Source organism: Mycobacterium sp. (genome assembly GCF_035506235.1).
Classification (GTDB): domain Bacteria; phylum Actinomycetota; class Actinomycetes; order Mycobacteriales; family Mycobacteriaceae; genus Mycobacterium.
In genome coordinates this window covers 16539-31290 of the sequence record NZ_DATJPU010000263.1, presented here as the reverse complement: position 1 = coordinate 31290, position 14752 = coordinate 16539, and the positions used below count along the sequence as shown (strand labels likewise).

Sequence of the window (14752 nt, the reverse complement as noted above, 5' to 3'; positions counted from 1 at the left end):
TCAGCGGTGGCGGAACGGGCGCGCCGACGGTCGCCTTGGTCGAGGCGCTGTCGCCGCTGTTGATGATGACGGCCGTCGCGATGGCGCCGACGGCCACGACGGCGCCGAGGATCGCGGCGGCCGGGCGCCAGCGGGTGTCGTCCGGCCAGGCCAGGGCGCCGTAGCCGTCCAGGACGTCGGTGTCGGCTCCGTCGTAGTCGTCGTCGGGGCAGTCCTGGATTGGACCAGAGACTGGGCCGAGACGATCGGTGACCATGTGTCTGATGGTGCCGATGTTACTGACGTGATTAACGGCCACTGGCCGGCGAGCGGCATGTTGGCCGAGCTGGGAGCGAATCGTTATCTTCGGGCGAACTGGGCTTCGCTTACCGCGAACCGGGGCCCGGGGGGACATGCGCCGCGGGGCCGTCCACTAGCCTGCTGCTGACGCGTCTGCGAACTTCAATGCCAACGGAAGGGGCCACCGTGGAGGTCAAAATCGGTATCACGGACAGTCCGCGGGAGCTGGTCTTGTCCAGTACGCAGACGCAAGCCGAAGTCGAAGAGCTCGTCGCGGCCGCGCTGCGCGACGAGTCGGGCCTGCTCAGCCTGAACGACGAGCGGGGCCGTCGCTTCCTGATTCAGAGCGCCAAGATCGCCTACGTAGAAATCGGTGTCGCCGACGCGCGCCGGGTCGGGTTCGGGATCGGGGCCGAATCGGCCGCCAGGCACGCGAGCAAGGCCGCTAAGAGCGAGTAAGCGGGACGTGGGACAGCCCGCCCCAGGCGAACTGGACGGTGCCGTCGACGGCGTCCGCCTTGGAGATCGGGCGGTCGGAGTCCAGCCAGTACCTGGCGCAGTCGACGCTGATGCCGACCAGTCCCACCGCGATCATGCGTGCGCGGTGCGGATCCAGGCCGGAATCGGCGCTGATCAGGTCGAACACGGCGTCGATGCACGATTCGGTGGCCACTCGCACCTGCGCCGCCACCTCGGGCTCGGTGACGTAGTCGTTCTCGAAGATGAGCCGGTAACCCTGGCTGTCGTGCTCGATGAAGTCGAAGAACGCCTGCACCGCCGCGTGTAACCGCCGCCGGTTGTCGGTGGTGGTGCGCAATGCCTGCTGCACCCCCGAGACCAGGTTCTCGACGTGCCGTGCCAGCACCGCCAGGTACAGCTCCAGCTTGCTCGAAAAGTGTTGGTACAGAACGGGTTTGCTGACTCCCGCCCGGTCGGCGATCTCGTCCATGCCGGCCGCGTGGTAGCCCCGGTTGACGAAGACATCACTCGCCACGATCAGCAACTGGCCACGGCGCTCGTCGCGCGGCAGGCGGTTGCCGCGCCGATTGGCGGGCACCACGCCGTCTCCCGGCCGACGGTCAGCCGGCTTCACGGTGCGCCGTGCCGCCTTGGCGAGATCGCTCATCGAGTCCTCATCTGATCGTTGGCAACTGGCCGTCGGCCCGCCGGGGCCAGCCGCACGCGGCTAGTCGCAACGACATTACTACCCGTAACGGCCCGGCGACTGCCATCGGCGCCGTCGGCGCTGGCAGAAGCGGTGTCGGGGGGCCGCATTCGGGCGCGCCAAGGGTGGTCGCGGTGCCGGCTGTGCAATCCTGGGGAAATGACGTCCCAGCGGCCTGTGCGCGGCACCGGTCGAGTTCCGGTGCCGCGCGACGAGTGGCGAGAACCACTGCGGGCCCTGCGCGACCCGATCGCCGGGGACGCCGGAAGGACGCGGGCCGACCGCGAGCGGCCGCGGCAATGGCGCAAGCAGACGTGGTTGGGACGGTTCGTCTCCACCTACGGCTGGCGCGCCTACGCGTTGCCCGCCCTGGTGGTGCTCACCGGGTTGGTGATCTATCAGACCGTGACCGGCACCGGCGCGCCGAAACCGACGGCGACGCAATCCATTCAGGGCACGCCGGACATCGGCGCGGTGGGCACCTCGATCATCGACGCACCGCCCCGAGGGCTGGCCGCCTTCGACGCGAACCTGCCGGCCGGCACGCTGCCCGACGGCGGCCCATTCACCGAGGCGGGCGACAAGACGTGGCACATCGTGCCGGGCGGGACGCCGCAGATCGGCCAGGGCACCGCCAAGGTGGTCCGGTACACCGTCGAGGTCGAAAACGGCATCGACGCCACGATGTTCGGCGGCGACGAGGCCTTCGCCCAGATGGTCGATCAGACGCTCGGCAATCCCAAGGGCTGGACGCACAACCCGCAGTTCGCCTTCGTCCGGATCGATAACGGCAAACCCGACTTCCGCATCTCGCTGGTGTCGCCGGTCACGGTGCGCGGTGGGTGCGGCTACGAATTCCGGCTGGAGACGTCCTGCTACAACCCGGTTTACGGACCCGGCCGGGAGGCCCGGGTCTTCATCAACGAGGCGCGCTGGGTGCGCGGGGCCGTCCCGTTCGAGGGCGACGTCGGGTCATATCGGCAGTATGTGATCAACCACGAGGTCGGCCACGCCATCGGCTACGTGCGGCACGAGCCCTGCGAGCAGCAAGGCGGTCTGGCGCCGGTGATGATGCAGCAGACGTTCTCCACGTCCAACGACGACGCCGCCAAGTTCGACCCCGACGTCGTCAAGGCCGACGGCAAGACGTGCCGATTCAACCCCTGGCCGTATCCCATCGCCTGACTCGGCGACGGGCCCGGGAAGTAGCCCCGCTCGTTTGCCGTTGATCCGGGCAACTGCTGTGATGGATAGAGCTGACGAAAGCTACCGAGGAGATGTTCGGTGTCGACATCGCAGACGCCACTGCCGGCGCTGGTCGCGCCCGCAGCCGAGCTGAGTCGCGATGAGGTGGCGCGCTACAGCCGCCATCTCATCATTCCCGACCTGGGTGTCGACGGTCAGAAGCGACTGAAAAACGCTCGGGTGCTGGTGATCGGCGCCGGCGGACTCGGCGCCCCCGTCTTGCTCTACCTGGCCGCGGCCGGGGTGGGCACCATCGGCATCGTCGACTTCGACGTCGTCGACGAGTCCAACCTACAGCGCCAGATCATCCACGGCGTGGCCGACGTCGGGCGGTCCAAGGCCCGGTCGGCGCGCGAGTCGATTTCGGCGATCAACCCCCTGGTCGACGTCCGGTTGCACGAGTTCCGGCTGGAGCCGCACAACGCCGTCGAGCTGTTCGGGCAGTACGACCTGATCGTCGACGGCACCGACAATTTCGCCACCCGCTACCTGGTCAACGACGCCGCGGTGCTGGCGAAAAAGCCGTACGTGTGGGGGTCGATCTACCGGTTCGAGGGCCAGGTGTCGGTGTTCTGGGAGGACGCCCCCGACGGGCGGGGCCTGAACTACCGCGACCTCTACCCCGAGCCGCCGCCACCCGGGATGGTGCCCTCCTGCGCCGAGGGCGGCGTGCTGGGCATCATCTGCGCCTCGATCGCGTCGGTGATGGGCACCGAGGCGATCAAGCTGATCGCCGGGATCGGCGAACCGCTGCTGGGCCGGTTGATGATGTACGACGCGCTGCAGATGAGCTACCGCACGATCCGCATCCGGAAGGACCCCTCGGACGCTTCCAGGCCGAGGATCACCGAACTGATCGACTACGAGGATTTCTGCGGCACGGTGTCCCCGGAAGGCTTGGAAGGCGCTGGTGTCGCCGATTCCGCCATCACCCCGCGGGAGCTGCGCGAGTTGCTCGATTCGGGCCAGAAGCTGGCCCTGATCGACGTCCGCGAGCAGGTGGAGTGGGACATCAACCACATCGATGGCGCCCAGCTGATCCCCAAGTCGCTGCTCAGTTCCGGTGAGGGGCTGGCGCGGCTGCCCCGCGACCGCAGGGCGGTGCTGTACTGCAAGACCGGCGTGCGCTCGGCTGAGGCGCTGGTCGCGGTGAAGAGGGCCGGATTCTCCGATGCGGTCCACCTGCAGGGCGGCATCGTGGCGTGGGCCAGACAGATGCAGCCCGACATGGCGATGTACTGACCCCGATAACCCCTGCAAGTCTGGCGGCGACCCGCCGCGCCCGGCTGCGCCGCGCTCGCGGTCGCCGCAGGTGGGCTCGTCTAGGCTGACCCCTGTGACAGTCGAGCCACCGCCGGAGCATGTGCTGGCGGCGTTCGGTTTGACCGGTGTGAAGCCCGTCCCGTTGGGCGCCAGCTGGGAAGGCGGCTGGCGATGCGGCGAAGTCGTGTTGTCGGTCGTGGCCGACCACGCGCGCGCGGCCTGGTCGGCCCGGGTGCGGGAGACGCTGTTCGTGGACGGCGTCCGGTTGGCCCGGCCGGTTCGCTCCACCGACGGGCGGTACGTCGTGTCCGGCTGGCGGGCGGACACGTTCGTCGCCGGCACGCCGGAGCCCAGGCATGACGAAGTCGTCTCGGCGGCGGTCCGGCTGCACGAGGCGACCGGCAAACTGGAACGCCCCCGGTTCCTGACCCAGGGGCCCACCGCGCCGTGGTCGGACGTCGATGTGTTCATCGCCGCCGACCGCGCGGCGTGGGAGGAGCGGCCCCTGGCGTCCGTGCCGCCGGGAGCGCGCACCGCCCCGGCGTCGGCGGACCCCGAGCGATCCGTCGAGCTGATCAGCCAGCTGGCCACGCTGCGCAGGCCGACCAAGAGCCCCAACCAGCTCGTCCACGGGGACCTTTACGGCACAGTGCTTTTCATCGGCACCGCGGCGCCGGGGATCACCGACATCACGCCCTACTGGCGGCCCGCGTCGTGGGCCGCCGGCGTCGTCGTCGTCGACGCGCTGTCCTGGGGCGAGGCCGACGACGGGCTCATCGAACGGTGGAACGCGCTACCGGAGTGGCCGCAGATGTTGTTGCGGGCGTTGATGTTTCGCCTTGCGGTCCACGCGCTGCACCCGCGGTCGACGGCCGAGGCGTTCCCGGGCCTGGCCCGCACCGCGGCCCTGGTACGGCTGGTCCTCTAAAACTCGTCGCGGACCTCGTTTAGCGCGATCCGGCCGTCGACGGCCAGCACCCCTTCGGCGCGCAGCAACTCCAGCTGCCGGGTCCTCAGGTGCCGCGCCGGGCGCCCGGACGCGGTGATCACCCGGTGCCAGGGCAGGTCCGAGGAGTCGGTCCGCATGATCCATCCGACGATGCGCGGGCTGGAAAGCCCTGCGGCAGCGGCGATGTCGCCATAGGTGGCGACCCGGCCGGACGGGATCGCCGCGACCAGCGAACGCACCCGCTCGACCTGCTCGTCGGTCACCGGCGCCACGGTCAGCGGGCCTCCAGCAGCCCGCGCACGAGCGCCGCGACTTCGGTGGGCTTGGCGTGGGGCACCATGTGGTTGCAGTCGAAATCCAGCAGCTCGAAATCGGAGCCCAGCCGTTCCTGCAGCCCCGCGATCAGCCGATCGCTCACGTACGGCGGCGAGGTCTGCTTCGCCCGCACCAGGATGGTGGTCGTCCCGGCCGGCGGCAGCACGACGTCGCGGGCCAGTTCGCTCCAGTACGACATCATCGCCGGCAGGCTGACCCGCCAGCCGTAGCGCCCGTTGGGCAACTCGATCAGGTGCTCGTCGATCTCGGACGCCAGCAGCGCCGGGTCCACATCCGCCCAGGAGCCCGTCGCCTTTTCCATGCGGGCTTCCCTGGCGCCGGGGTAGTCGGGGGAGGAGAACATCCCGTCGGCGATGTCGCGCATCCACGCACCGTCCAACCCGACCGCCGGGTCGAGCAGCAGCAGCGCCGCCACCCGGTCCGGGCGGGCCGCGGCCAGGTGCAGCGCCAGCCCGCCGCCGAAGGAGTGGCCGACCACCAGCACCGGCGCGTCGGCGTCATCGTCGAGCAGCGCGGACAGCGCCGAGACGTTGGCGTCAATGGTCCATGGCGCCGCCCACGACGATCTACCGTGGCCGAGCAGATCGGGTGCGGCGACGGCGATCTCGGGCAGGTAGCCGGCCAGGTGCCGCCAACGCCCCCCGTAACCGGTCAGCCCGTGGAGGGCCAGCAGCCGCACCGGACCGGCCGGGCCGTAGCGGTGCACGTGCAGGTCGGCGCTCACCCGTGGACGTCGTCCCAATCGTCGTCAGTGGGGACGATGAAAGCCTGCTCGATCACGTCGGCTTCGTTGGCATCGCGATCGGTGGCGTCGTCCAGGTACGCGGTGTCCAGGCCGGCCTCGTCATCGGAGTCGGCCGCCTGCCGCTGCTCCGCAGCGTCCGCTTCGGGCACTCCGTCGTCGGGACCGCCAAAATCGAAGCCCATCGAATCCCTCCTTGCCTAGGGGGCGTTTCGGTTTCTTCAAGTCCAGTATCCCGATCGTGTCAGACCCCTGTGATTGCATGCAGCCATGTCATACACCTGGGACGACGAGGCCCGCGCCGTTCTGGCGCCCGGCCTGCGCGGGCGGGTGCGCGTCCTGGGCGGGCCCGGCACCGGGAAGAGCAGCCTGCTGGTCGACGCCGCGGTCGCCCGGATCGGTGCGGGTGTCGATCCGGAATCGGTCCTGCTGCTTACCGGTTCCGGCCGGATCGGGGTCCGGGCGCGCAGCGCGTTGACGACGGCGCTGCTGCGGTCCCGGTCTACCGGCCCCTGCCGCGCCGCCGTGCGCGAGCCACTGGTGCGCACCGTGCACGGTTACGCGTACGCGGTGTTGCGGCGGGCCGCCGAGCGCGCCGGCGACGCGCCCCCGCGGCTGGTCACCAGCGCCGAACAGGACGCCATCATCCGGGAACTGCTGGCCGGCGACCTCGAAGACGGACCGCGCGCGGCCAGCGCGTGGCCGGTCCACCTGCGGCCCGGCCTGGCCACCGCCGGTTTCGCCACCGAGCTGCGAAACCTGTTGGCGCGCTGCGCCGAACGCGGAGTGGACCCGCAGGAACTGGAGCGGCTGGGCCGCCGGTGCCGGCGTCCGGAATGGACCGCCGCCGGCCAATTCGCGCGACAGTACGAGCAGGTGATGTTGCTGCGGGCGGCGGTCGGGACGGCGGCGCCGCAGGCCACGACGCCGGCGCTGGGTGCCGCCGAGCTCGTGGGCGCCGCGCTGGAGGCCTTCGCGGTTGATGCGGAATTGCTGGCGGCCGAGCGCAACCGCGTCCGCGTCCTGCTGGTCGACGACGCCCAGCAACTCGACCCGCAGGCGGCCGGCCTGGTTCGGGCGCTGGCGGCGGGCACGGAGACGACGCTGATCGCCGGCGACCCGAATCAGGCGGTGTTCGGCTTCCGCGGCGGCGACGCGTCCGGGTTGTTGGCCGACGATTCACCGTCGGTGACGCTGACGGTGTCGCATCGCTGCGCGCCGGCCGTGGCGCGCGCGGTCAGCGGCGTGGCGCGCCGGCTACCGGGTGGCAGCGCCGGCAGGCACATCGACGCCACCGGCTCCGAGGACGGATCCGTCACGACGCGCCTGGCCGCCTCGGCACACGCGGAGGCCGCGATGATCGCCGACGCGTTGCGGCGCGCCCATCTGGTCGACGGGGTGCCCTGGTCGCGGATGGCCGTCATCGTCCGGTCGGTGCCGCGCGCCGGAGCGCGGCTGCCGCGCGCGCTGGCCGCCGCCGGCGTCCCGGCGGCCACGCCCCCGTCGGGCGGATCGTTGTCCGACGAGCCCGCGGCCCGGGCGCTGCTCACCGTATTGGCGGCCACCGCCGGCGGGCTCGACGGCGAACAGGCCCTGGCGCTGCTGACCGGCCCCATCGGCCGCGTCGATCCGGTGTCGTCGCGGCAGCTGCGCCGAACCCTGCGGCGCGCCCACCCCGATCGCGCGCCGGGGGACTTCGGCGGCCTGCTCGTCGAGGCCCTGCACACCGAGGCGCCTTTCCCGCCGCAGTCCCGTGCGCTGCGGCGGGTGCGCGCGGTGCTGGACGCGGCCGCGCGCTGCGATCGCGACGGCCAAGATCCGCGCTACACCCTGTGGGCCGCCTGGCACCGGTCCGGTCTGCAGCGCCGCTGGCTGACGGCCAGCGAGCGCGGCGGCCCCGCCGGCGCCCAGGCCACCAGGGACCTGGAGGCGGTGACCGCCCTGTTCGACATCACCGAACACTATGTGTCCCGCACGCCCGGCGCGTCCCTGCGCGGCCTGGTCGAGCACGTCGCGGCGCTGCAGCTGCCCGGCGCCAGCGCCGAGCCGGCATCCCAGGCCGAGCAGGTCAGGGTCCTCAGCGCGCACGCCGCGCTGGGACACGAATGGGACTTCGTGGTCATCGCCGGCTTGCAGGAGGGGTTGTGGCCCAACACCGTTCCGCGCGGTGGCGTGCTGAACACCCAGCGGCTGCTCGACGTGCTCGACGGTGTCGGCGGGGACGCGTCGGTGCGGGCACCGCTGCTGGCCGAGGAGCGCAGGCTGCTGGTGGCGGCGCTGGGCCGCGCCCGGCGCCGGTTGCTGGTGACGGCCGTGGACGGCGAGCCCGGCGGGCCGGAGGGGGAGGCCGCGCTGCCGTCGGCGTTCTTTTACGAACTCGCGCAGTGGGCCGATGGCGGCACTGATTCCCTTGCAGCACAACCGTTTTCGTCGCCGCGGGTGCTGTCCACCGCGGCCCTGGTGGGCCGGCTGCGCGGCGTCGCGTGTGCGCCCGACGGCGCCGTCGACGACACCGCCCGCCATTGCGCCGCAACGCAATTGGCCCGGATGGCCAGGGCCGGTGTCCCGGGTGCCGATCCGGCCGGCTGGCACGGCCTGCTGCCCGTCAGCACCGGTGAACCGCTGCGGGCGGCTGACGAGCCCGTCACGCTGACGCCGTCGACCCTGCAGACGCTCAACGACTGCCCGCTGCGCTGGCTGGCCGAACGGCACGGTGGTGCCAACGCCCGGGAGCTGCGCTCCACCCTCGGCTCGGTGCTGCACGCGCTGATCGCCGAACCGGACAAAACGGAATCGGAATTGCTTGCCGAGCTGGACCGGGCCTGGGAGCATCTGCCCTTCGACGCGCAGTGGCATGCGGCCAACGAGCTGGCCCGGCACCGCGCCATGGTTCAGGCGTTCTTCGAGTGGCGGGCGCAGACCCGGGGTGAGCTCACCGAGGTCGGCGTCGAGGTGGACGTCGACGGAACGCTCGGCACACCGCGCGAAGGCGGCGGCGAAATCCGGCTGCGCGGGCGAGTGGACCGGCTGGAACGCGACGCGGCCGGGCGGCTTGTCATCGTCGACATCAAGACCGGCAAAACGCCCGTCAGCAAGGACGACGCCCAACAACACGCGCAGCTGGCGATGTACCAGCTGGCGGTGGCCGACGGCATGATCCCCGAAGGGATTGAGCCCGGCGGGGCGCGGCTGGTGTACGTGGGCAAGGCGGGCGCCGCCGGTGCCGTCGTGCGCGAGCAGGATCCGCTGACGAGGGCCGCCCGGGACGAATGGCGCAACCTCGTGCGGCTGGCCGCCGACGCGACGGCCGGGCCGCAGTTCGTCGCCCGGCGCAACGACGGTTGCACGCACTGCCCGATACGGCCCTGCTGTCCCGCCCACGCCGACGGGACGGCGTCGTGAACCCGCGCTACACCCCCGCCGAATTAGCCCGCGCGCTCGGGCTTTTCCCGCCCACCGCCGAGCAGGCCGCCGTCATCGCCGCCCCGCCGGGCCCGCTGGTCATCATCGCCGGGGCCGGCGCCGGCAAGACCGAGACGATGGCCGCGCGGGTGGTGTGGCTCGTCGCCAACGGCTACGCCGAACCCGGCCAGGTGCTCGGACTGACCTTCACCCGCAAGGCCGCCGGCCAGCTGCTGCGCCGGGTGCGCTCCCGCCTGGCCCGGCTGGCCGGCCTCGGCCAGGACGCGGCCGCCGACGCGCAGGGCACCCCGGCGGTCAGCACCTACCACGCCTTCGCCGGCGCGCTGCTGCGGGACCACGGCCTGCTGCTGCCCGTCGAGCCCGACACCCGGCTGCTCGGCGAAACCGAGCTGTGGCAGCTGGCCTTCGGCGTGGTCAACGGGTACCGCGGGGAGCTGCGCACCGACAAGACCCCGGCCGCGGTCACCTCGATGGTGCTGCGGCTGTGGGGCCAGCTGGCCGAGCACCTGGTGGACACCGGCGAGCTCCGCGACACCCACGTCGAGCTGGAACGGCTGATCCACGCCCTGCCCGCCGGCCCCTACCAGCGCGACCGCGGGCCCAGCCAGTGGCTGCTGCGGCTGCTGGCTGCCCAGACCGAGCGCGCCGCGCTGGTCCCGCTGCTCGACGCTCTGGGCGACCGCATGCGCGCCGCGAAGGCGATGGACTTCGGCATGCAGATGGCGTCGGCCGCCCGGCTGGCGGTGGCCTTCCCTCAGGTCGGCGAGGAGCTGCGGAACCGCTACCGGGTGGTGCTGCTCGACGAGTACCAGGACACCGGGCACGCCCAGCGCATCGCGCTGTCGGCGCTGTTCGGCGGAGGAGTCGACGACGGGCTGGCGCTGACGGCCGTCGGTGATCCGATCCAGTCGATCTATGGCTGGCGCGGCGCCTCGGCGACGAATCTGCCGCGGTTCACCACCGACTTCCCCCGCGCCGACGGCACGCCCGCGCCGGTCCTGGAGTTGCGGACCAGCTGGCGCAACCCGCCCAGCGCCCTGCGGGTGGCCAACGCCATATCGGCGGAGGCGCGGCGGCGCTCGGTTGCGGTGCGCGCCTTGCGCTCCCGCCCGGACGCCCCGCCCGGCACCGTCCGCTGCGCATTGCTCGCCGACGTGCGGGCCGAACGCGAGTGGATCGCCGACCAGCTCCAAGGGCAGTACCGGCGGACCCAGACCGACGGCGCCGGCCCGCCGACCGCCGCGGTGCTGGTACGCCGCAACGCCGACGCCGCACCCATCGCCGACGCGCTGCGCGCGCGCGGAATCCCGGTCGAGGTGGTGGGTTTGGCGGGGCTGATATCCGTCCCCGAGGTCGCCGACGTCGTGGCCATGCTGCGGCTGGTCGCCGATCCGACGGCCGGCGCGGCGGCGATGCGGGTGCTGACGGGCCCGCGATGGCGCCTCGGGGGGCGGGATATCGCGGCGCTGTGGCAGCGGGCGCTGACCCTGGCCGGGGGACGAACGGGCGCGACGCCGTCGCCGGAGTCGATCGCGATAGCGGCCGGCCCCGACTCCGATGCCGCGTGCCTGGCGGACGCGATCAGCGACCCCGGCCCGGCCGGCGCGTACTCGGCGGCGGGGTATCAGCGCATCGCCGCGCTGGCCGCCGAACTCGGCGCGCTACGCGGCCACCTCGACCATTCCCTGCCCGACCTGGTCGCCGAGGTGCGCCGCGTGCTGGGTGTCGACTGCGAAGTGCGCGCGGCCGCTGCCGCCGCGCGGCCCTGGACCGGAGCCGAACACCTCGACGCCTTCGCCGACGTCGTCGCCGGTTACGCCGAACGAACGACGGACGCGTCGGCCGGTGCGTCGGCCGCCGGCCTGCTGGCCTACCTGGACGTCGCCGAAGCGGTCGAGAACGGTTTGCCGCCCGCCCCGCCGACGGTGGCGCAAGACCGGGTCCAGGTCCTCACGGTGCACTCCGCGAAGGGCCTGGAGTGGCAAGTGGTCGCGGTGGCGCACCTGTCGGGCGGAATCTTTCCGTCCACCGCGTCGCGCAGCACGTGGCTCACCGATGCCGCCGAGCTGCCGCCGCTGTTGCGCGGCGACCGCGCCTCGGCCGGCTCGCTGGGCATCCCGGTGCTGGACACCTCCGATGTCACCAATCGAAAGCAGCTGTCCGACAAGATCTTCGAGCACCGCCGCCAGCTCGAGCAGCGGCGCGTCGACGAGGAACGCCGGCTGCTGTACGTGGCCATCACCCGCGCCGAGGACACCCTGCTGGTCTCCGGCCATCAGTGGGGATCCGGCGGGGTCAAACCCCGGGGTCCGTCGGAATTCCTGTGCGAACTCAAGGACATCATCGACGATTCGGCCGCCGGCGGCGACCCCTGCGGCGTGGTGGAACAGTGGGCGCCCGCGCCCGCCGAGGGCGAGCTAAACCCCATGCGTGACAACGTCATCGAGGCGATGTGGCCCGCCGACCCGTTGTCCGCGCGACGCGGCGATGTCGAGCGCGGGGCGGCGCTGGTGGTCCGGGCCATGTCGGCGAACACCGGGGAGGCCGGCGCCGACGTCGAGGGCTGGGCCGCCGACGTCGATGCGTTACTGGCCGAGCGGGCACGCTCGGAGCACCGGCCCGCCCGCGCCCTGCCCAGTCAGGTGTCGGTCAGCGGGCTGGTAGACCTGGCGCGTGACCCGGCGGCCGCGGTGCAGCGGCTGGTGCATCGGCTGCCCACCCGCCCGGACCCCCACGCCTCGCTCGGCAACGCCTTTCACGCCTGGGTCCAGAAGTTCTACGGTGCGGACTCGCTGTTCGATCTCGGCGATTTGCCGGGCGCGGCGGACTCCGAGTTCGGCGATACCGAGGAATTGACCGCGCTGCAGGCGACGTTCGCCGGATCGCGCTGGGCGTCCCGCACCCCGGTGGCTGTCGAGGTGCCGTTCGACATGCCGATCGGGGATACCGTCGTGCGCGGCCGCATCGACGCGGTGTTCGCCGACCCCGATGGCGGCGCCACCGTCGTGGACTGGAAGACCGGTGAGCCGCCGCGCGGGGCGGAAGCCCTGCGCCAGGCCGCCGTCCAGTTGGCGGTCTACCGCTTGGCGTGGGCCGCGTTGTCCGGAGTTTCGGAGTCGGCGGTGCGCACCGCCTTCTATTACGTGCGCACCGGCGCCACCGTCACGCCCGATGAACTGCCGGAACCCGCCGAACTGGCCGCGTTGCTCGCCGGGCCCGCCGGCGGCGGCGCCGTCGCCGTGTGAGGTGCGCCGCTCGCGACATGGGCGGCCCGCCAGCGTGGTTACATAGGAGTCGTGCGTGTCTGGTGCGCTGGGGCTGAGTGGTTGACGGAGCGCCGTGGGCAACGGTAGGGCGCGCAAACTGAGCGGTCTGGACGAGACGCTGACCGCCCAGCCCGGTCATCAGCTGGTCGGGGTGCTGCGCATCCCCGAGGACCACGCCAGCCCCACCCGCGTCATCGCGCGCCGCGTGGCGATCGCTTTGCTGGTGTTGTTCGGCGCCGCCGTCATCGTCTATCTGGACGCCGGTGGTTACCGCGACCTGCGCGGCCAGCCGCTGACCTTTTTGGATTGCCTCTACTTCTCCGCGGTGTCGCTGTCGACGACCGGCTACGGCGACATCACTCCCTACACCGAAACGGCGCGGCTGGTTCACACCGTGATCTTCACGCCGCTGCGGATCGCGTTCTTGGCCGTGTTGGTCGGCACGACGCTCGAGGTGCTTTCGGAGCGGTCGCGGCAGGCGTGGAAGATCCAGCGTTGGAGGAGCAAAGTGCGCAACCACACCATCGTGATCGGCTACGGCACCAAGGGCAAAACGGCGGTCGCGGCCATCCTCGGCGACGAGGAGGCCCAGGGCGAGGTCGTTGTCGTCGACACCGACCGGTCGGCCCTCGAACACGCCGCATCGGCCGGCCTGGTCACCGTCCACGGCGATGCCACCAAATCCGATGTGCTGCGGCTGGCGGGGGCGCAGCACGCGGCGTCGATCGTCGTCGCCGCCAGCCGCGACGACACCGCGGTGCTGGTCACGCTGACGGCGCGGGAGATGGCGCCCAAGGCCAAGATCGTGGCGTCGATCCGGGAGGCCGAGAACCAGCACCTGTTACAGCAGTCGGGCGCCGACTCGGTGGTGGTCTCCTCGGAGACGGCCGGCCGGCTGCTGGGCCTCGCCACCACCACGCCGAGCGTCGTGGAGATGATCGAGGACCTCCTGACCCCCGACGCGGGGCTGGCGATCGCCGAACGCGAGGTCGAGCAGACCGAAATCGGGGGATCCCCAAGGCATTTGCGCGACATCGTGCTGGGTGTGGTGCGCGACGGCCACCTGCTGCGCATCGGTGCCCCCGAGGTGGACGCGATCGAGGCCAGCGACCGGCTGCTCTACATCCGGCACGCGGGGCACTAGCCCGTGGATTTCCAGCTGCGAGATATCCCGGTGCTGTCACGCGTCGGCGCCGATCGCGCCGATCAACTGCGCACCGACGTCGAGGCGGCAACCGCGGGCTGGGCGGATGCGGCGCTGTTGCGGGTGGATTCGCGCAACCAGGTGCTGGTCGCCGACGGCCGGGTGGTGCTCGGGAACGCGGCCGCACTGGCCGACAAGCCGCCGCCGGAGGCGGTATTCCTGGGCCGCATCGAGGACGGCCGCCACGTCTGGGCCATCCGCGGCGTGCTGCAAGCGCCCGAGGATCCCGCCGTGCAGACCGAGGTGGTGAACCTGCGCAGCCTCGGCCGGATCTTCGACGACACCAGCAGCCAACTGGTGTCCTCGGCCCTCGCGCTGCTGAATTGGCATGACAGCGCGCGATTCAGCGCGACGGACGGCTCACCGACCAGGCCGGCCCGAGGTGGCTGGTCGCGGGTCAACCCGGTGACCGGTCACGAGGAGTTCCCGCGCATCGACCCGGCGGTGATCTGTCTCGTGCATGACGGCGGCGACCGTGCGGTGCTGGCCCGCCAGGCGGTGTGGCCGGAGCGGATGTTCTCCCTGCTGGCCGGGTTCGTCGAGGCCGGCGAGTCCTTCGAAGTGTGTGTCGCCCGCGAGATCCGCGAGGAAATCGGCCTGACCGTGCGCGATGTGCGCTACCTGGGCAGCCAGCCCTGGCCATTCCCGCGCTCGCTGATGGTCGGCTTCCACGCCGTGGCGGACCCCGACGAGGAGTTCTCGTTCAACGACGGTGAGATCGCCGAGGCGAACTGGTTCACCCGCGACGAGGTGCGCGCGGCGCTGGAAGCCGGCGACTGGAGCAGCGCGTCGACCTCGACGGAGTCGAAACTGCTGTTGCCCGGCTCGATTTCGATCGCGCGCGTGATCATCGAATCCTGGGCCGCGCTCGGCTGAGCGC

12 protein-coding genes and 1 pseudogene are annotated in these 14752 nt (G+C 71.8%); 8 read left to right on the top strand and 5 right to left on the bottom strand.

Annotated features, from left to right (window positions below; genetic code table 11):
* Positions 1-274 (bottom strand): annotated as a pseudogene (locus VMD50_RS24665) (MmpS family transport accessory protein); the annotation flags it as partial.
* 191 nt (positions 275-465) lie between these two features.
* Between VMD50_RS24665 and VMD50_RS24660 the strand changes: the two are divergent.
* Positions 466-738 (top strand): DUF3107 domain-containing protein, encoded by a 273-nt coding sequence (locus tag VMD50_RS24660; RefSeq protein WP_325431672.1) that lies wholly within the window; start codon positions 466-468, stop codon positions 736-738.
* On the opposite strand, the gene VMD50_RS24655 is transcribed toward VMD50_RS24660, so the two are convergent.
* Positions 725-1405 carry an HTH-type transcriptional activator FasR gene (locus VMD50_RS24655; RefSeq protein WP_325431670.1) on the bottom strand — a complete coding sequence of 227 codons (681 nt, stop codon included), beginning with the start codon at positions 1403-1405 and terminating at the stop codon, positions 725-727. The genes VMD50_RS24660 and VMD50_RS24655 overlap by 14 nt on opposite strands.
* A 198-nt stretch (positions 1406-1603) precedes the next feature.
* Here VMD50_RS24655 and VMD50_RS24650 point away from each other — a divergent pair, with 198 nt between their 5' ends.
* The 3 genes from VMD50_RS24650 to VMD50_RS24640 all read left to right on the top strand — a co-directional run bounded on the left by VMD50_RS24650 (position 1604) and on the right by VMD50_RS24640 (position 4880).
* On the top strand, positions 1604-2629 hold the full coding sequence (locus VMD50_RS24650) for a DUF3152 domain-containing protein (protein ID WP_325431668.1): 1026 nt from the start codon (positions 1604-1606) through the stop codon (positions 2627-2629).
* A 99-nt stretch (positions 2630-2728) separates the two neighbouring features.
* Complete coding sequence (moeZ, locus tag VMD50_RS24645; RefSeq protein ID WP_414686162.1) at positions 2729-3931, top strand: adenylyltransferase/sulfurtransferase MoeZ; 1203 nt, start codon at positions 2729-2731, stop codon at positions 3929-3931.
* Between the two features lie 94 nt (positions 3932-4025).
* Complete coding sequence (locus tag VMD50_RS24640) at positions 4026-4880, top strand: TIGR02569 family protein (RefSeq protein ID WP_325431666.1); 855 nt, start codon at positions 4026-4028, stop codon at positions 4878-4880.
* On the opposite strand, the gene VMD50_RS24635 is transcribed toward VMD50_RS24640, so the two are convergent.
* Genes VMD50_RS24635 through VMD50_RS24625 form a run of 3 tightly spaced genes read right to left on the bottom strand, consistent with a single transcriptional unit; the run spans position 4877 to position 6164 of the window.
* Positions 4877-5173, bottom strand: coding sequence for an MGMT family protein (locus VMD50_RS24635; RefSeq protein ID WP_325431664.1), 297 nt, complete (start codon positions 5171-5173; stop codon positions 4877-4879). The genes VMD50_RS24640 and VMD50_RS24635 overlap by 4 nt on opposite strands.
* Positions 5174-5175: 2 nt before the next feature.
* A complete protein-coding gene (locus VMD50_RS24630; protein WP_325431662.1) occupies positions 5176-5961 on the bottom strand; it encodes an alpha/beta hydrolase in 786 nt (261 codons plus the stop codon).
* Positions 5958-6164 carry a hypothetical protein gene (locus VMD50_RS24625; protein WP_325431660.1) on the bottom strand — a complete coding sequence of 69 codons (207 nt, stop codon included), beginning with the start codon at positions 6162-6164 and terminating at the stop codon, positions 5958-5960. The genes VMD50_RS24630 and VMD50_RS24625 overlap by 4 nt, the downstream gene beginning before the upstream one ends.
* An 85-nt stretch (positions 6165-6249) precedes the next feature.
* Between VMD50_RS24625 and VMD50_RS24620 the strand changes: the two genes are divergently transcribed.
* The 4 genes from VMD50_RS24620 (at position 6250) to nudC (ending at position 14748) form a co-directional block, all read left to right on the top strand.
* Complete coding sequence (locus tag VMD50_RS24620; RefSeq protein ID WP_325431658.1) at positions 6250-9381, top strand: ATP-dependent helicase; 3132 nt, start codon at positions 6250-6252, stop codon at positions 9379-9381.
* Positions 9378-12647, top strand: a complete 3270-nt coding sequence (locus tag VMD50_RS24615) for an ATP-dependent helicase (RefSeq protein ID WP_325431656.1) — start codon at positions 9378-9380, stop codon at positions 12645-12647. Before VMD50_RS24620 ends, VMD50_RS24615 begins: the two co-directional genes overlap by 4 nt.
* Before the next feature lie 94 nt (positions 12648-12741).
* The gene (locus VMD50_RS24610) at positions 12742-13812 is read left to right on the top strand and encodes a potassium channel family protein (RefSeq protein ID WP_325431654.1); all 1071 of its coding nucleotides are present in this window, start codon (positions 12742-12744) and stop codon (positions 13810-13812) included.
* 3 nt (positions 13813-13815) lie between these two features.
* Entirely contained in the window at positions 13816-14748 is a 933-nt protein-coding gene (nudC, locus tag VMD50_RS24605; protein WP_325431652.1) for an NAD(+) diphosphatase, read from the top strand.
* Positions 14749-14752 lie beyond the last annotated feature (4 nt).